This is a genomic window from Variovorax sp. Soil_C_12 (genome assembly GCF_057657375.1).
This window is the reverse complement of record NZ_JBDGIO010000004.1, coordinates 38,284-56,753: the sequence shown is the minus strand read 5'-3', so window position 1 is coordinate 56,753 and position 18,470 is coordinate 38,284. Positions and strand designations below refer to the sequence as shown.

General features: G+C 63.2%; 13 protein-coding genes. 6 read left to right on the top strand and 7 right to left on the bottom strand.

All coding sequences use genetic code 11. The features are described 5' to 3' along the window. Positions 1–165 precede the first annotated feature (165 nt). From AC3A6X_RS12595 to AC3A6X_RS12570, 6 genes are all read right to left on the bottom strand, one after another. Positions 166–1,764: an N-acyl-D-amino-acid deacylase family protein gene (locus tag AC3A6X_RS12595; protein ID WP_487842491.1), complete on the bottom strand. Its 1,599-nt coding sequence runs from the start codon at positions 1,762–1,764 to the stop codon at positions 166–168. Positions 1,765–1,778: 14 nt separating this feature from the next. Next, a complete protein-coding gene (locus tag AC3A6X_RS12590) occupies positions 1,779–2,750 on the bottom strand; it encodes a Bug family tripartite tricarboxylate transporter substrate binding protein (protein WP_487842490.1) in 972 nt (323 codons plus the stop codon). 248 nt (positions 2,751–2,998) lie between these two features. Further along, a complete protein-coding gene (locus tag AC3A6X_RS12585; protein WP_487842489.1) occupies positions 2,999–3,409 on the bottom strand; it encodes a nuclear transport factor 2 family protein in 411 nt (136 codons plus the stop codon). Between the two features lie 43 nt (positions 3,410–3,452). Beyond that, a complete protein-coding gene (gene ggt, locus AC3A6X_RS12580; protein WP_487842488.1) occupies positions 3,453–5,066 on the bottom strand; it encodes a gamma-glutamyltransferase in 1,614 nt (537 codons plus the stop codon). 84 nt (positions 5,067–5,150) lie between these two features. Further along, positions 5,151–5,846 (bottom strand): pyridoxamine 5'-phosphate oxidase family protein, encoded by a 696-nt coding sequence (locus AC3A6X_RS12575; RefSeq protein ID WP_487842487.1) that lies wholly within the window; start codon positions 5,844–5,846, stop codon positions 5,151–5,153. Between the two features lie 156 nt (positions 5,847–6,002). Then, entirely contained in the window at positions 6,003–7,484 is a 1,482-nt protein-coding gene (locus tag AC3A6X_RS12570; protein WP_487842486.1) for an amidase, read from the bottom strand. 267 nt (positions 7,485–7,751) lie between these two features. Between AC3A6X_RS12570 and pdxR the strand changes: the two genes are divergently transcribed. From pdxR to ilvA, 3 genes are all read left to right on the top strand, one after another. Further along, a complete protein-coding gene (gene pdxR, locus AC3A6X_RS12565; RefSeq protein ID WP_487842485.1) occupies positions 7,752–9,239 on the top strand; it encodes a MocR-like pyridoxine biosynthesis transcription factor PdxR in 1,488 nt (495 codons plus the stop codon). 47 nt (positions 9,240–9,286) lie between these two features. Beyond that, a complete protein-coding gene (locus AC3A6X_RS12560; protein WP_487842484.1) occupies positions 9,287–10,084 on the top strand; it encodes a maleate cis-trans isomerase family protein in 798 nt (265 codons plus the stop codon). An 86-nt stretch (positions 10,085–10,170) separates the two neighbouring features. After that, positions 10,171–11,712, top strand: a complete 1,542-nt coding sequence (ilvA, locus tag AC3A6X_RS12555; RefSeq protein ID WP_487842483.1) for a threonine ammonia-lyase, biosynthetic — start codon at positions 10,171–10,173, stop codon at positions 11,710–11,712. A 281-nt stretch (positions 11,713–11,993) separates the two neighbouring features. On the opposite strand, the gene AC3A6X_RS12550 is transcribed toward ilvA, so the two are convergent. After that, positions 11,994–13,457: an efflux transporter outer membrane subunit gene (locus AC3A6X_RS12550; protein ID WP_487842482.1), complete on the bottom strand. Its 1,464-nt coding sequence runs from the start codon at positions 13,455–13,457 to the stop codon at positions 11,994–11,996. Positions 13,458–13,550: 93 nt separating this feature from the next. On the opposite strand from AC3A6X_RS12550, the gene AC3A6X_RS12545 reads away from it, so the two are divergent. The 3 genes from AC3A6X_RS12545 to AC3A6X_RS12535 all read left to right on the top strand — a co-directional run bounded on the left by AC3A6X_RS12545 (position 13,551) and on the right by AC3A6X_RS12535 (position 18,442). Further along, positions 13,551–14,168 (top strand): TetR/AcrR family transcriptional regulator, encoded by a 618-nt coding sequence (locus AC3A6X_RS12545; RefSeq protein WP_487842481.1) that lies wholly within the window; start codon positions 13,551–13,553, stop codon positions 14,166–14,168. 81 nt (positions 14,169–14,249) lie between these two features. After that, entirely contained in the window at positions 14,250–15,368 is a 1,119-nt protein-coding gene (locus AC3A6X_RS12540; RefSeq protein WP_487842480.1) for an efflux RND transporter periplasmic adaptor subunit, read from the top strand. Beyond that, positions 15,365–18,442 (top strand): efflux RND transporter permease subunit, encoded by a 3,078-nt coding sequence (locus tag AC3A6X_RS12535; RefSeq protein ID WP_487842479.1) that lies wholly within the window; start codon positions 15,365–15,367, stop codon positions 18,440–18,442. Before AC3A6X_RS12540 ends, AC3A6X_RS12535 begins: the two co-directional genes overlap by 4 nt. Positions 18,443–18,470 lie beyond the last annotated feature (28 nt).

The following is an 18,470-nucleotide window of genomic DNA, read 5'->3' as shown; positions in this document are numbered from 1 at the left end:
GAGAAGGTCCATGTCCTCAAGAGGGCCGTATCGCAGGCACTCTGCGCAGTTCAAGCTGCAGCTGTGCCATGACATTCGCTCAGGCGCCCTAGGTCGGCGGGGCGAAACGCCCCATTCGCAGAAAGAAGCGCAACGCTCTCGCGATGCCCATGGTGTGGGCGCTGCTTACGCTCCGCGCCGCAGGACCTTGCCCGGTCGTGCCTCGGTTATCAAAGCGTCGCGCATCACGGCAGTTCCGTTGACAAAAACGTGAGTCACACCCGTCGACTTGACGTTCGGGTTTTCCAACGTGGAGTGACAGTGGATTCGATCGAGATCGAAGACTGCTAGGTCCGCGTAGTATCCAGCCCGGAGTTCTCCCCGATGCTCCAGCCGGAAACGCCGTGCGGGAGTCCAGGTCAGTCGCCCTACCGCCTCGACAATATCCAGGACGCGCTGATCTCTCACGTAGTTCTGAAGGAACGACGCTGCCCACGAGAAGGCGATCGGCGAGAACCGCAGGTCTTTCAAAGCGCCCACTTCACTGACGGACACGCCATCGGAAATCACCATGCAGTCGGGCTGCCGGATCAACGTATCAATGTCAGCTTGGCTCGATACCCGTCCGCACCACATCAAGCGAGACATCTCGGCGCCTTCTTCCAGGAGGAGGTCGCAGATGCAATCCCACGGCGTGGATTGCCGCTCGACGGCAATCTGCTGAATAGTTTTCCCCATGTAAGACGGGTTCGCTCCGCAATGGTAGAGAACCAGCCAGTCCCACCGGCGGTCGGCGAGCAACTTCCAGTTGGGAAATGCGTTCTCCTGCAAGCGCGCACGGGAAGGTCCGGGTCGCAGTAGGGACCGCAGTTCGTCGCTTGGCAGCTCAAGTGCCCAAGTCGGGAGAGACGCAATGACTTTCGTGGGCCCCCATTCATCGGGAATGACATCGAAGCCGACATCGGTGCCATCCTCGCGCGCCCAGCGCACCATCTGCAGCAGACGATCCGCCGCGCCCTGCGGCGCGCCGTATTTCGGAGCTATGTGAGACAGCTGGAGTTTGGACCGGGTCGTGCGAGCGATGCCGAGCGCTTCACCGACTCCCATTTCGATCAACCAGTCGCGGTTGCGGACGTGACTGGCGTACACCACGTCGAACTCCGCCGCAATCGCACCTGCCTCCAAGAGTTCCACGGCGGTCGCGTGCATTCCTGGCGCGTACTCCAGCCCTGTGGAGATACCAATCGCGCCGTCGTCAAGAGCTTGGCGCAGATACTTCCCCATCGCTGAGAGTTCGTCCGCACCGGCTGCGGAACTAGCTGTTCCCTTAACAGCAAGGCGAACCGTACCGTGGCCAACGTATGAAGCGACGTTCAATACGGGACGCGTGGCCTGTAGCACGTCGAGGTACTCGGCGAACGTCCTCCAGGTGATCGCTGTCGAATCTTGCACCGCGAGAAGGTGCTTCCTCAGCAAAATTGGGTCGGCGCAAGGTGCACAGCTATGACCGCAGTTGCCGGCAATCTCGGTCGTGACTCCTTGCGTGATCTGACTCTGGCCACCTGAATCCTTAAGAAACGCAGCATCCGAGTGGGTATGAATATCGATGAACCCAGGTGCAACGATCAGGCCAGAACAGTCGATCCTCTGACTCGCAGGTGCGTCGACGATGCCTTGCTGCACCCACACGATTCGTTCGCCTGCGATTGCCACCGTGCCTACGAAGGGCTCCGCTTGGCCCTCGCTCGCGACAACCTGACCGCCGACGAGTAGGTAATCGATCATCTTGCTAATTGGCCTCAGTTGTCGATGCGAATGTTCTTCGCCTTGATCAGGCCAGACCACCGTCCTTCTTCGGCCGTCATGAAGCGAGAGAACTCGTCGGCATTTTTGGGCTGGACCACCATGCCCCGGCCTCGCAGGTCTTGCAGCACCGTGGGGTCCTTAAGGACTTCTAGGATTTCCTTCGAAAGGTAATCCTTGATGGCAGAGGGCGTCTTGGCGGGCGCCGTGATGCCATACCAGAGTGAGACGTCGACTCCAGGGAGGCCCTGTTCCGCAAGCGTTGGGACGTCAGGGAAAGAATCCATCCGCTTATCCACGGTGACTCCTAGTACCTTCACCTTGCCCGATTTTTCGAATTCAACGGCACTCAGCGCTGACAAAAACATGAGATCGATCTGTCCACTGAACACTTGGGCCATTGCAGGAGCGGTTCCCGGAAAGGGAACGTGCAGGAGTTCCACGCGTGCGGTCTGCTCCATCAATGCGATAGCGGCGTGCGCAGTGCTTCCAATCCCCCAACTTGCTGCCGACACTGAGCCGGGCTGTTGTTTTGCCACGCGAACGAGATCAGGGACGGTGGCCGCCTTCGAGCTCGGGTTGGCAACGAGCGCAAAGGGCATAACGCCCATGAATGCCACTGGGTCGAGATCCTTCGAGGTATAGCTGATGTTTTTGTATACCATCGGGTTCAGCACGTTTGTCTCCGGCAGTGCCAACAGGAGGGTATAGCCGTCAGGCTGCGCACGAGCGACGGCCGTCGTGCCGACGATTCCGTTTGCGCCGGGCTTGTTGTCGACCACCACCTGTTGGTTTAATCGCGCCGAAAGCTTCAAGGCCATCAGCCGTGCAATACCGTCCGTGTTGCCCCCTGGGCTCCAAGGCACGACCAGCCTGATCGGTCGGGATGGGAACTTCTCGGTCTGTGCGGAAGCCGGCAGAAGGATGGCCGCCAGCACGGCGCCGAATGCGAGATTGCGGAAAGACATAGTAGCGTCCTAGGTGGCGAAAACCCTAATCTAGTCAGAACGATTTCTGTCCCGCGCGCCACTTTGTAGGAAAGGGACAGACCAGTTGCGGGTTTCCGGATGAACTACTTATCGAGGGGCAAAGGGGGCCGCGCGCCGATGCGCCCGGCAGGACACGCAGGTCCGGGCTTTCTCAAGCCGCACAGTCAGAGGAGGGCACCCGTGTGCAAGTTCACGCAACTGCGTCGTCAGGTGCCAGGCAAACACCCTCAACCCTCAGTGGCAGACCACGACGCACCCGCATTGTCCCAGCGGGCAATTCGGCCATCGCGGACTTGAAGAATCTCGATGGCTCGAGTGTGCTGCAGCGTTGAGTGTTCAAGGGACTTCCAGCGCAATCGCGCGTCAGAGATAACGAGGTCTCCGGCGACTGCGCGAACAGTCTTGCGAAGGTCGTAGTGGGTGTATCTCGAATACCGCTCACGGATGATCGGACGCAGTTGCTCTTTCCCGGTGAGGGTGACTGGGCCGAGGTCGGCGATAACGTCATCCGTGAACATATCTAGAATGAGTTCAGGATCCAAGGTGCTGCAGGTCGCCACCACTTGATTCAGCCAATTCTGTGCAGTCTCCGCATCGAGGGGTGCACTGCCGTTTTGATAGCTCGTCCAATCGGTCATGGGGTATCTCCAGTAATGAAGGTGGAATCAGGCCGCCTGACGATCAAGCCTCGTAAGCCACGCCGTCGCGGCCAGGGTCGACCCCACCCTCGAGCCGTTCGCCGTTGATGCGGATCCCGTGCACAGAAGCAATCGTGTACCCGAACGGATTCCGAACCACTTCGTAGCCCAGACGCTCAAGCTGCCGGGACACGGAGCGTGGAATGCGATTCGAAATATCGATGATGTTGCTCGTGGACGAGAAGCGCGGAGCAGACACGGCCTCTTGCATGCTCATCCCATGATCCGCAACGTTCAGGATCGCCTGCAGCACGCCCATCGCAATCTGCGTTCCGCCCGGCGCGCCAAGCACAATTTCGGGATCGTCTCCGCGGAACACGATGGTGGGACAGGCCGAGGTGAACCTTGCCTTTCCGGGTGCGATGCTGCCCGTTCTGCCTGGTCGTGGGTCGAACACGCCCATGCAGCCGTTGTACATGAAGCCAAGGCCGGGCGTCATCACACCGGACGGCATCGCGAGCGAATGCGTGATGGCAGCACAATTGCGTTCTCCATCCACCACGGACAGGTGCGTCGTGTCCTTTGGAACAGGGGCCCCCAAGTTAAGACGGGGCACGTCGGCCTTCTCGCCGGCATTGATGGCGGCAGCAGCCTGCGCCGCGTAGGCCTTGGAGAGCAGGCGATCCAGCGGCACCTCTAGAAATGCCGGGTCACCGAGATGCCGGTCCTTGTCGATGGTGGCGCGCTTCATGGCCTCACACACGATGCGGATGTATTCCGGCGTGTTGTGCCCGAGCGCCGTCAGGTCGAACTGCTCCAAGATGTTGAGCATCTGGAGCAGCATCGCGCCGCCACCAGGAGGCTGGTTGGTGGTGATGCGTCGGTCCCTGTAGCTTCCTACCAGTGGAGCGTTCTCGCTTGGTGCGTAGGTCGCGAGATCTTGCAAAGACAGCAGGCCGCCGTGGGCAGCCAGGTCCTCCACCATACGATGGGCGAGTTCACCGCGGTAGAAGGACACTGCTCCATCACGCGCGATCGTTTCCAGCGTGTTCGCGTAGTCCGGGTTTCGCAGCGGTGTGCCGATGGTCTTGGGAGTGCCGTCCGGCCGGCAGAAAAGTTCCCGACCGGAGGCCGAGTACAGGAGCCGCTCTCTGTTGCTTGCTCGACCAGCGAGCGGCTCGTCGATCCAGAACGCATACATCGCAGGCCGTACCATGAACCCGTCCCGGGCCCATGCAATGGCAGGTGCGACCACTTCGCGCCACGGAAGGCGGCCATGCCGCGCGTGCAAGCGCTCTAGTCCGCTGAGCGTTCCTGGAACGGCGATGGCTTGGTAGCCAATGTCGTTCAAGCGGCCCTTGATGCTGAACCCAAAACCGTCGCGCGTCTCACCCTCCAGCAAGTGCTCCCACATGTCTGCTCGAGCGCAAAGCGGCGCGGGAGCGTGGAAGTCCACATACTCGTGAATGCCGGCTCCTGGGCGGTGTACGGCGGCCGTGCCGAAGCCGCCGATGCTGCACATCAGCGGATCCACCACGGTTTGCACAAGGGCGCAGGCGACTGCCGCGTCGACCGCGCTCCCGCCTGCCCGCAGGATCTCGACGCCCGACTCGGCCGCTTCAGGCTGCGGACAGCTCACCATTCCTTTGCTGCTCATGTCGACTCTTGTTCTTGTATCAGTTGAGCCCAGGGCGCCAGTGGCGCGCTGCCGCTTGGCCGGGCGGAGTGTGCTATCGGAGCGTCATGCGTCCGGATTGTTCTCGACCTCCTGCCGTTCCACGCTGGGCAGCTTCTCGTACCCCTCGATGTACCGCGGCACCGGGACGTCCTGCCGACCTTGGGGATCGCGGATGGCACCCGCGAAGACCTGCTTAATCAGCAGTTCGCCGGCCCAGCAATCGCGGTCCAGATCGAACTCGAAATCCGTTGGCGGACCCGACCGCATCTTTGCCACAGCCTCGGCAACGGGAATGCGCATCACCGTCGTGCTGTTCAATTCCTTGGAGTTCGGAGGCCTCACATCGGCAAAACGGCCTTTCAGGACGTGGCGCGCGTAGGCCTCGAAGGAGGCGAGTTTCTCCTGTGGATCCTTCACTTCTTCTGGACGCCCGAACACCACCACGGAACGGTAGTTAACGGAGTGGTTGTAGAGCGAACGTGCCAAAACCAGGCCATCCACATGAGTGACGAGGACGCACACCTCCCCACTCAGCGCCGCGCTGAGCATGGTGCTCTGGTTGGAGCCGTGAATGTAGATGTAGTCACCAATCCGGCCATAGCCAGTCGGCAACACGCGGGGCGCCCCTTCGTGGACGTAGGCCACATTGCACATGAACCCTTCGTCAAGAATTGCCCGAATAGCATCCTTGTCGTAGATCCCACGGTGAGGGCGACGGGTTAGCGTCGTCCGGTCTGTCACTTCGTACCTGTCACTCATCTGTTTTCCTTCGGATTGCGGGCCTTAGATGCCCTGAACGGCGGCGAAAGATGCTCCCGTACAAGCCATTCTTGACGGACCTGAATGCCAGCATCAGGCCACTTTTCGGCTTCGCTGCAGGCCACTTTTCTTGCGCCACCAAGCTGCGCGACCGGCTTAAGCTACGTTCGAGGGCGTCACTTCGGCAGGTCGCCGCGCAATAAAGTCGGCGCGCAGCTGCTCGTAAGCCGCTCCTGCACGCAATACCTTGGCGTCACCAGCATACGGACCGATCAGCTGGATGCCCATGGGCCAACGGCCGTTCGGATGGAAGCCGGCGGGTACCACCAAGGCAGGCAAGCCGCCAAGGGTGGCATAGATTGCGACCTCCATCCAGCGGTGGTAGGTGTCCATCTCGCGTCCCGCGATCTGTTTGGGCCAGCGCTCCTCCGCGTTAAACGGCCAACACTGCGCGGAGGGCAGCAAGAGCAGGTCCCACTGAGCCAGCATGGTGCGCATGTGCTGGTAGTAATTCGTGCGAACCTGGCTTGCCTGACGGAAATCGGTGAAGCTCATGCCGCGTGAGCACTCGTACTCCCACTGAGCCTCCGGCTTGATCTTTTCCTTGGCACCTGGCAGTTGCATGAGCGCCCCGACACGTGGCCCCGCGCCTGCGCGGCGCCAAGTCAGCCAGCATTCCCACAGCTGCTTGGGATCGAACCCCAATGGCACCTCCTCGACCACGGCGCCCGCTGCTTCGAGGTGACGCAGCGCTCCGCGACAGGCGTCCAGCACCCCGGTTTCCATAGCGAGGTGGCCGCCAAGGTCGCCCAGCCAGCCTATGCGCATGCCGCTGAGAATGCCCGGATCGACGGCCTCGTTTTCCTTCCAGCCCAAAGGCATCTGCATGGAAAGCGGCGAGCGCGGATCGAAACCGCTTTGTGTGGTCAAAAGCCGCCCCACATCGCGGATGCTACGGCCCATGGGACCCTCGTTCGAGAGCAGGTCGATCCACACGTCCGACATTCCAGCCTGGGGTACCCTTCCTTGCGACGGGCGCATACCGAAAACGTGGTTCCAGCCTGCCGGGTTCCGCAGAGAACCCATACCGTCTGATCCGTCCGCGACCGGGAGCATGCGCTGCGCCAGGGAAACGGCCGCACCTCCGCTGCTGCCGCCGGCGCTCACTGCCGGATCCCATGCATTGCGGGTCACACCCCACAGAGTGCTGAACGTATGCGAGCCCAGCCCGAACTCAGGCGTCGTCGTCTTGCCGATCACGATGCAGCCTGCGGCCTTCATGCGTGCGGTCAGGATGGAGTCGCTCGTCGGCATATTGCTGGCCAGTAGCTCGCAACCTTTCGTGGTGGGGAAGCCAACGACGTCTGCGAAATCCTTAACGGCCATGGGGATGCCATGCAGCCAGCCTCGCACCTTGCCGCTGGCTAGGTCGGCGTCAGCGGCATCGGCTTCAGCCAATAGCTTCTCGACCGGAGCCATGTTTACGATGGTGTTGAAGATGGGGTTGAGCGCATGAATGCGATCGACCGTGGTCTGCATCAGCTCGCGGCAAGAGAACGACCGGCGCCGCAGGCCATCGGCGAGTTCGGAAGCCGTCAGGTCGGTCAAGGCAGGCCCCACGGAGGCGGTTTCACTCATCATTTCTCCTTGGGCTGCGGCAGGGCTCGTAGCGGAATCCGCCCGCATCGAGCCACTTAACGTCGTCTGTCATATAAGTGGCCCGCCAGAATGCATCTTCAGCGGGCCATACTCGGCTCCATGCCGGGGCTTCTTGGCGCATTCTTGACGGTGAACAGCGCGATGGACGGGCCACTTCCAATAGATGAATCGAACCACTTCGGGGCACAGCCCAAGCCCCGGCGACGGCGAGCGCGGGCATCCAGGGCACGCCTGCTTGAGTTCCTGGTGATCAACCGGCAAAGCCCGGTGACCGTGGTGGACCAGGTTGCCACCGGGATTGAACACCTGATCGTCACCGGCGGCCTGAGATCAGGCGACCTCCTGCCGTCGACGCGCGAGCTCGCCCGAACGCTCGACATCGGCAGGGCCACTGCGCTCAGTGTCATCGCTAGGCTCAGCGCGGAGGGATTCGTCGAGACCCGCGTCGGCTCTGGTTCGAGAGTGCGCGAGCGATCAGCCGACTTGTTGACCGGGAGTGCCGCGCCCGCGCCAAGCTCGCTCAAACGCAGCCAGGTGCCGGGCGCCGTGGCCATCCAGCAGCAGGTTGCCTTGCTGGACACCTTGCCAAAGCATGTCTCGCGCAGTACCAGTTTGATGGATTTGCAAAGCCTGTCGGTGGCTACGCCTTTCGCTCCAGGGATGCCGGCTATCGATCAGTTCCCCTATCACTCCTGGAGCGACTTCTGTGCAAAGTCCTGGAAGCACGCGACGGCGGCCATGCTGGAAACTCGCGACCCGGCCGGCTACAGGCCGCTTCGCGAGGCACTTGCTGGCTACCTGGCGAGTGCACGTGGGGTACGTTGCACGGCGGACCAGATCATCATTGTCTCTGGTGCTCAGCACGCGTTCGATCTCACCTTGCGCGTGCTGACGCAGCCGGGTGACCAAGTGTTAATTGAGGATCCGGGCTTCCTTGGCGCCAGGAATGCCATGCTGTCCGCAGGATTGAATCTGAGGGGGATCCCGTTAGATGAAGAAGGTGTCATGGTGCCGAACGACAACGGCGGCGCCAAGCTGCTCTACACCACCCCGTCGCACCAGTATCCGATGGGTAGAACCATGAGCCTCGCGCGCCGCCGGGCACTCCTCGAGTGGGCGCGCCGGACATCCTGCTTCATCTTCGAAGACGACTACAGCAGCGAGTTTCGGTATGACGGCAAGCCTTTGCCTTCCCTGCAGGGGTCTGACGAGTACAGCCGGGTGGTCTACGCTGGAACGTTCAACAAGATCATGTTCCCGTCCTTGAGGCTGGGTTACCTCGTCGTCCCGGAAGAACTCGTTGATGTTTTCCTGAGTATCCGAACCTGGTCGGACGGCTGTCCTCCGGGCGTGATCCAGGCTGCCATGCTCCAGTTCATCGAACGGGGAGCTTTTTACTCGCACATCCGCCGGTTGCGAGAGATCTACGCAGCACGCCACTCGCTGCTGTGCGAGCTGATCTCCCAGAGGATGGGACTGATGCTGTCGGTCATCTCGGATCCGGCTGGACTGAACCTCGCGGCGGTCGCGAAGCGCCCGATGGACGACGTGGCCCTCTCACGCCGTGCTCGCAATGCGAATATCGTCTGTCCGCCCCTGTCTCAGTACTTCGTCCATGTGGAACCGCAATGTGGGTTCCAGTTTGGCTTCGCTTCGAGCAACGAGGTTCAGATGAAGGCGGCCATCGACCGACTCGAAGTGGTCTGGGGCCAAGGCGCGTCGACTGCTACTTAACTGGTCTGAGAAACCGGCGTGAAGTGGCATGCAGCAGGAGACCTTCGATGCCTACGCTTCTTGGATCACGAAGGGAACAGCTTATGCTTCAGACTCGAATTGGCTACGAACTTGCTCAAGATGACACAGAGGCACGCCGCCTGGCGCTGATCGTGCTACGCACGGACCGCACCATCGAGGGCGAGGTGAGATCAAGCCTTCCAACCTCGCAACCCGTTTCCCTGTACCACAGTCGCATCTTCAACGAGTTCGAGATCTCCGCTGCGACCTTGGAAGCCATGTCGGACCTGCTGCAGCCGACGGCGGCCTTGATCCCTGCCGAGTTCAAGCCGCATGTGGTGGCCTACGGCTGCACGTCGGCCACGATGCTCCTGGGAGAGCAACGGGTCGCAAGCATCATCCGCCAAGCTCATCCAGGCGTGCAGGTAACCGAACCGGTTACTGCTTGCATTGCGGCATGCAGGTCGCTGGGCATGAAGAAGATCAAGCTGGTCACCCCCTACGAGAGCGCGGTGAACCGGAAGATCGTGGACGGACTGCGCGCCCGCGGGCTGGACGTGGACTCCGTGGTCTCGTTCGAAGAGCCCGATGACCTGAAGGTGGGCGCTATTTCCACGAACAGCGTGGTCGAGGCCGCCGTCCATGCGGGCGGTGGAGCGAAGCCGGACGTCGATGGTGTCTTCATCTCATGCACCACGCTGCCGACCTTCAGTGCCATTCCGATCATCGAGCGCCTCACGGGCAAGCCCGCGACTTCAAGCAATCATGCCCTGGCATGGCACATGCAGAAGCTTGCCGGCATCAAGAAGTTCCAGAGCTCGATCGGGCGCCTCTACGCAGACTAGCCCTGGCAGGCGTCCTCCGACGGAGTTCCCGCCTCTTGCGACATGCTTCGCCGCCGCAACTTCGTCCGTGAGAACGCCGTCACCTTATGCTCGAGCTCGACGAATACCTGAAGAGGATCCTCACGGCCCGTGTGTACGACGTGGCCGTGGAAACCCCTTTGCAGCCTGCCAGAGAGTTGTCGAGTCGGCTCGGCAATCAGGTTTTCCTGAAACGCGAAGACCAGCAGGCCGTGTTCAGCTTCAAGCTCCGCGGCGCCTACAACAAGATCGCACAGTTGTCGCCCGAGGAGATGCGTCGCGGGGTGATCTGTGCTTCTGCGGGTAACCATGCTCAAGGTGTCGCACTTGCCGCGCGGCGCTTGGGCGCGACTGCAGTCATCGTCATGCCTGTTACCGCGCCACGAGTCAAGATCGAGGCGGTCAAGGGACTGGGGGGCACCGTGGTGCTGCACGGGGAGAGCTACTCCGAGGCATACGCTCATGCCCTGGAACTGCAGGAGGCAGACGGGTTGACGTTTGTGCATCCGTTCGACGACCCCGATGTGATCGCCGGGCAAGGCACGGTAGGGATGGAGATCCTGATGCAGCATCAGGCGCCGCTGCAAGCCGTGTTCGTGCCAGTCGGCGGCGGCGGGTTGATCGCTGGCGTCGCTGCGTACGTCAAGGCGGTCCGCCCGGAGGTTCAAGTGATCGGGGTGCAGACCATCGACTCGGATGCCATGGCGCGATCGGCTCTAGCTCGCAAACGCGTCACACTGGGCGACGTGGGCTTGTTCTCGGATGGAACGGCCGTGAAGCAGGTGGGTGCGGAGACCTTTCGCATCGCCAGCAGCCTTGTGGACGACTATGTCACGGTGGATACGGACTCCATCTGTGCGGCGATCAAGGATGTATTCACCGACACTCGCAGCATCGTGGAACCGGCCGGGGCGCTGGCAGTGGCCGCCGTGAAGCAGTACGTCAAGCAGCGAAAGACGCGCGGAGAGACGTATGTAGCCATTCTCAGCGGCGCCAACATGAACTTCGACAGGCTCCGGTTCGTTGCGGAACGGGCGGAGATCGGTGAAGAGCGGGAGGGCCTGCTCGCGGTCACGCTTCCCGAATCACCTGGAAGCCTGTTGCGTCTGTGCAAGACCATCGACGCCCTGTCCGGGCCCGCCCGCAGCATCACGGAACTCAAGTACCGTGTATGCGACGCCGAGAATGCCTCGGTGCTGGTCGGGCTGACGATCCACTCCGCAGGGGAAACGGCACGCGTTGCGGAAGTCCTGACGCAGGCTGGCTTCTCCGCCCAAGATCTGACGCACGATGAACTGGCCAAGGAGCACATGCGGCACATGGTGGGCGGGCGCTCGCCGGTCGCTGCGGGCGAGCGTGTGCTGCAGTTCGTCTTTCCGGAGCGTCCGGGTGCCTTGATGCAATTTCTCTCGTCATTGCCGCCCAACTGGAACATCACGATGTTCCACTACCGCAACCAAGGCGCCGACTATGGCCGGGTGTTGGTTGGCCTGCAGGCGCCCGGCCCAGACGAGGACGATTTCCACCGTGTTCTGGAGAGAGTGGGCTATCCGCACGAGGAGCTCACGTCCGCTCCTTCCTACCGGCTTTTCCTGGGGCCACGCAGCTAACGGCACGATCAGACGTCGCCCGGTGCTCGTGCGAGGCCCGACTTGTGCGGGGCCCCGAGTAATTCAGCTGATTGTCATCGAGGACGCGTTGCCGCCGGCCGCTGCCGTGTTGATGTGTTGTGCGCGCTGTCGGCAGCGGCTCTCGTGTTCGCGGGTAAGCTCAGTCTTGAGTCTGCCTTCCTGGTGGTGGCTGGTGGCGCGATCGCCGGCGCCGCAGTGACGGTGTGGGGATTCGCCCGGGTGAAGTGGGGACTCCGCTAAATCACGTGGCATCCGCGATCTCAATGCGACCCGATTGCCGCCGCTCTGATGGGCTCGGCCTGCCAGCCGCCGCCCAGCGCCTTGAATGCACTGACCGCCGCGCGCGCCGATTCCGTTTGCGCCTGCGCTCGTGCATCGGCCACGCGCAGCACGCTCTCGTCGGCCTGCAACACTTCGATCAGGCTGACGACACCTCGCTGATAGGCCGCGAACGATGCCCCTCGCGCACGGCCGAGAGCGGCCTCTCCCTGCGCGAGCAGGGTGGCTTGCTCTTCACGCTTGACGAGGGCGGAGAAGGCATTTTCCACGTCTTCGGTGGCACGCAGCGCGGCGAGCCGGTAGGCCGCAAGCAACTCCGCGTCCTGCCCCTTGGCGAGCTCGATCTGCGCATCGATGCGCCCGAAGTCGAACAGCCGCCAGCGCAGGCCGAGCAGGGCCGCGGCCTGGCTGGCACCCCCGGTGAACAGGTTTCCGCTGGCCACCGACGTGGCGCTGCCAATCATTCCTCCGAGCGACAGCTTCGGGTAGTACTCGGCCACGGCCACGCCGATGCGGGCATTCGATGCCGCAAGGCGCCGCTCGGCGGCGATCAGGTCGGGCCGCCGCTGCAGCAATTCGGCAGGCGATCCGGCGGCGCTGATGCGCGGTGCGATGGGGATGGCCGCTGCTGTCGCGAGTTCGGCATGGTGCGCACCCGGCGCCGCGCCCAGCATCACGTCGAGAGCGTTCATGGCCGCGGTCGCGCCAGCCTCCAGCACCGGCACGGTCGCACGGACCTGCGCCAGTGCACCTTCAGCCTGCCTAAGCTGGAGTTCGGCGGCCAGGCCCTTGCCGTAGAGCAGATTGATCTTCGACAGCAGTTCCTGCTGCGTGCCGATTTGCTGCCGTGCAATGGCCAGACGGGACTGCAGTCCACGCAGCGTGATATAGATGTCTGCAGTCTGCGCGGCCACGGCCAGGCGCGTGGCGGCTGCGCCGGCCTCCGAGGCCTGGTAGTCGGCCAGCGCAGCCTCGCGCCCCCGACGCAGGCCGCCAAAGATGTCCAGCTCCCAGCTTGCTCCGAGGTTTGCTTCATAGGCGTTGCCGTAGCGATCGAAACCTGGCCGCGCGTTCAGGATCTGGCCCAGCGGCGTCTCGACCGACTGATAGGCCCTTGCGGCTTGTCCACTGAGGTTGCCGGAGGGCAGCAACGCCGCATTCGCCGCGCCGAGGCCAGCCCGGGCCTGCGCCACGCGGGCAGACGCTTGCGCAAGATCGAGGTTCTGTGCCAATGCGCGCTCGACGCAGCGGGCCAGTTGTGCATCGCCGAACGCGGTCCACCATGTCACCAACTCGGCATTCGCAGCGGCGGTCCGCCTGGCGAGGGCGGCCTCGCCGATGAATCGGTCGGGCAAGGGGGTGGCCGGCCGGACGTAGTCGGGGCCTGCGGCGCAGCCTGCGAGGAGGCTGAACAACAGGGGAATGGCAAAGGTACGTTGGGGCATGGCATCTCCGGATCGAGCGCTAGGCGGCATGGTGACTATAATTCAAAACAGTCACTCGTTGTGGTCTTTTTACAAGCGCGCTAAGCTGTGGCCATGAGCAATGCAATTTCTTCTCCCCCTGCCATGCGGGGGCCTGCCGACCATGACGTGCGCGCGCAGATCGTCGTTGCGGCGACCGAGCATTTCAGCCGGTACGGATACGAGAAGACCACGGTTTCCGACCTTGCCAAGGCCATCGGCTTCTCCAAGGCGTACATCTACAAGTTCTTCGAGTCCAAGCAGGCGATCGGCGAAATGATCTGTGCGAACTGCCTGCGCGAGATCGGAGCGGATATTCGCGCGGCGGTCGACGGGGCCGATCGCCCGCCGGAGAAGCTACGCCGCATGTTCAAGGCCATCGTCGACTCGAGCCTTCGGCTGTTCTCCCAGGACCGCAAGCTCTACGAGATTGCGATCTCGGCAGCGAGCGAGCGCTGGCAGTCGGCCATCGCCCATGAAGAGTGCATCCGCCAGTTGCTGGTCGAGGTGCTCAAGCAGGGGCGGGAGTCCGGCGACTTCGAGCGCAAGACGCCGATCGATGAGACGGCGGCAGCGATCTACCTGGTCATGCACCCCTACATCAACCCTCTGATGCTCCAGCACAGCTTCGCTCACACGGACCAGGCGCCGGTGCAGCTGTCGGGGCTGGTGTTGCGCAGCTTGTCGCCGTAGACAAATTCTGTAGTGACCGTTGACTAAAACGGTCACTGTTATCACAATCGGGGCCCTGATCGATTCGTCCATGGGGCCCTCATGAATTCGCGCCGCTTCGTTACATCCGCACTCCTTTGCGCCTTGCCGTTCGCGCTGGTCGCCTGCGACGACAAGGCGGCGCCCGATCCGCGCACCCAAACGCCGCTGGTGCGTGCCGCCACCGTTCAGCCATCCGTCTCGGCATCGCGATCTTTCACCGGCACCGTCGCCGCGCGGGTCCAGAGTGACTTGGGCTTCCGTGTCTCCGGAAAGGTGCTGGAGCGCTTCGTGGACGCTGGTCAGGCGGTCAAGCGCGGGCAACTGCTCATGCGCATCGATCCGGTCGACCTGAGGTTGGCCTCGCGCGCGCAGCAGGAGGCCGTGGCCACTGCCCGGGCGCGTGCCAAGCAGGCGAGCGACGAAGAATTCCGCTATCGCGACTTGCGCGGCACGGGGGCCATTTCGGCTTCGGCCTACGACCAGGTCAAGGCGACAGCAGATGCTGCCCAGGCGCAGCTCAGTGCAGCCGAGGCGCAGTCCGAGGTCGCTCGCAATGCCAACCGCTATTCGGAGCTGGTCGCCGACGTGGACGGTACGGTCCTCGAAACGTTGGCCGAGCCCGGGCAGGTCGTCAATGCTGGACAAGTCGTGGTGCGCGTGGCGCAGGCCGGCCGCAGGGAGGCCGTGGTGCAACTGCCCGAGACGCTCCGCCCCGTCATCGGCTCCGCGGGGCAGGCCATGCTGTTTGGCAAGGAGGGCGTCGCGGTCACGGCCAAGCTCAGGCAGCTGTCGGACGCGGCCGATCGTCTTACACGCACGTTCGAGGCGCGGTATGTGCTCGACGGTGACCTGGCCAACGCACCCGTGGGCGCCACCGTGACGGTCCGCATCGCGGACGGCAAGGCTGCCACGAAAAACGGTGTGCAGGTGCCCATCGGCGCCCTGTTCGATACAGGCAAGGGATCAGGGGTATGGGTCATCGGCGGCGATCCGGCGAAGGTGCATTGGCAGCCGGTGGCCGTCGAACAGCTGGACGACGAACGCGCGCAGGTCACTGGCCAGCTCAAGCAGGGCGACCAGGTCGTCGCACTCGGCGCGCACCTGCTGCGCGACGGCGACCAGGTCCGTGTGGCGGGCCAGGCTGCTGCCGACAGGGCGATGCCGGGGGCGCGTCCGTGAGCGAAGGCCGTTTCAACCTCTCGGCGCTTGCGGTACGCGAGCGCTCCATCACCTTGTTCCTGATCTGCCTGATCTCGCTGGCGGGACTGGTCGCGTTCTTCAAGTTAGGCCGGGCGGAAGACCCGGCCTTCACCGTCAAGGTGATGACCATCATCACCGCTTGGCCCGGCGCCACCGCGCAGGAGATGCAGGACCAGGTTGCGGAGAAACTCGAGAAGCGCCTGCAGGAATTGCGCTATTACGACCGTACCGAGACCTACACCAGGCCCGGCCTCGCCTTCACGACCCTGACCCTGCTCGACAGCACGCCACCCTCCCAGGTGCAGGAGCAGTTCTACCAGGCCCGCAAGAAGGTCGGCGACGAGGCCGCCAACCTTCCGTCCGGCGTGATCGGACCGATGGTCAACGACGAATACGCGGATGTCACCTTTGCGCTGTACGCGCTCAAGGCGCGGGGCGAAGCACAGCGCCTGCTGGTGCGCGACGCGGAGACACTGCGCCAGCGCGTTTTGCATGTGCCGGGCGTGAAGAAGGTCAACATCATCGGTGAGCAGTCCGAGCGGATCTATGTCGAGTTCTCGCATGAGCGGCTGGCCACGTTGGGCCTCAGCCCGCAGGACGTGTTTGCCGCGCTCAATGGCCAGAACGCACTGACGCCGGCGGGCTCCGTTGAAACCAAGGGGCCCCAGGTGTTCGTCCGCCTCGACGGCCCTTTCGACGAGCTGCAGAAGATCCGCGACACGCCGGTTTCGGCGCAGGGCCGCACCCTGAAGCTGTCGGACATCGCCACTGTCCAGCGTGGCTATGACGACCCGGCGACCTTCATGGTCCGCAACGGCGGCGAGCCGGCCCTGCTGCTGGGCGTCGTCATGCGCGAAGGCTGGAACGGCCTCGACTTGGGCAAGGCGCTGGACCACGAGGTCGCGGCGATCAATGCCGAGCAGCCGCTGGGCATGAGCCTGACCAAGGTCACCGACCAGGCCGTCAACATCAATGCCTCGGTCGACGAGTTCATGGTCAAGTTCTTCGCCGCACTGCTGGTGGTGATGCTGGTGAGTTTCCTGAGCATGGGCTGGCGCGCGGGCCTGGTGGTCGCCGCGGCCGTGCCGCTGACATTGGCGATCGTCTTCGTGGTGATGGCCGCGACCGGAAAGAATTTCGACCGCATCACGCTGGGGTCGCTGATCCTGGCGCTGGGCCTCTTGGTGGACGACGCCATCATCGCCATCGAGATGATGGTGGTGAAGATGGAAGAGGGCTACAGCCGCGTCGCCGCCTCCGCCTATGCCTGGAGCCACACCGCGGCGCCGATGCTCTCGGGCACGCTGGTCACGGCCGTCGGCTTCATGCCCAACGGCTTCGCGCCGTCCACTGCGGGCGAATACACCAGCAACATGTTCTGGATCGTCGGCATCGCGCTGATCGCGTCCTGGGGGGTCGCGGTGGTTTTCACGCCCCATCTTGGCGTCAAGCTGCTGCCCGATTTCAAGAAGATCGAAGGTGGCCACGCAGCGATCTACGACACGCCGCGCTACAACCGCTTGCGCGGGGTGCTGGCGCGCGTGATCGCGCGCAAGTGGCTGGTGGCCGGCGCGGTCGTGGGTCTTTTCGTGGTGGCCATCCTCGGCATGGGACTCGTCAAGAAGCAGTTTTTCCCGATCTCCGACCGGCCCGAAGTCCTGGTCGAGGTGCAGATGCCCTATGGCACGTCGATCACGCAGACCAGCGACGCCACCGCGAAAGTGGAGGCATGGCTGGCCGAGCAGAAAGAGGCGGGCATTGTCACGGCCTACATCGGGCAGGGCGCGCCGCGCTTCTACTTTGCAATGGGGCCGGAGTTGCCTGATCCGTCGTTTGCCAAGATCGTTGTCCGAACGGGCAGCCAGGAAGAGCGCGACGTGTTGAAGCATAGGCTGCGCGAGGCGATTGCCGATGGCCTTGCTCCGGAGGCGCGCGTGCGTGTCACCCAACTCGTGTTCGGCCCGTATTCGCCGTTCCCGGTCGCCTACCGAGTCACCGGGCCGGATCCGGAGAAGCTGCGCAAGATTGCAGTCGACGTGCAGCAGGTCATGGCCGCCAGTCCGATGATGCGCACGGTCAACACCGACTGGGGCACGCGCACGCCCACGCTGCATTTCACCTTGCACCAGGACCGATTGCAGGCTGTGGGGCTGACCTCCAGTGCCGTGGCGCAGCAACTGCAGTTCTTCCTGAGCGGCGTGCCCGTCACCGCCGTGCGCGAGGACATCCGCACGGTGCAGGTCGTGGCCCGCTCGGCCGGTGCCGCCAGGCTTGACCCGGCGAGGATCGCGGACTTCACGCTCTCCGGCGCCAATGGCCAGCGCCTCCCGCTGTCGCAAGTGGGTGTGGTCGATGTACGCATGGAAGAACCAGTCATGCGCCGGCGCGACCGCATGCCGACGATCACCGTCCATGGCGACATCGCCGATGACTTGCAGCCGCCGGACGTGTCGACGGCCATCACCCAGCAGCTGCGGCCCATCATGGACAAGCTGCCGGGCGGTTACCGCATCGAGCAGGCCGGCTCCATCGAGGAATCGGGCAAGGCGACCCAAGCCATGCTGCCGCTGTTCCCGATCATGCTGGCGATCACGCTGCTCATCATCATCTTCCAGGTGCGTTCCATCTCCGCAATGGTCATGGTCTTCCTGACCAGTCCGCTGGGGCTGATCGGCGTGGTGCCGACCCTGCTTATTTTCCGGGAACCTTTCGGCATCAATGCGCTGGTCGGCCTCGTGGCGCTGTCGGGCATTCTGATGCGCAACACGCTGATCCTGATCGGGCAGATCCACCACAACCAAGAGGAGGGGCTGGACCCGTTCCATGCGGTCGTCGAAGCCACCGTGCAGCGTTCGCGGCCGGTGATATTGACCGCGATGGCCGCCATCCTGGCCTTCATCCCGCTGACCCATTCAGTGTTCTGGGGCGCGCTCGCCTACACGCTGATCGGCGGCACTCTGGCGGGGACGGTCCTGACGCTGGTGTTCCTGCCGGCCATGTATTCCATCTGGTTCAAGATCAGGCCCGGCGACGGCAGCCGGCCTGCGCACTGATCTGCTCTTCTTCATCCTAATTCACCTA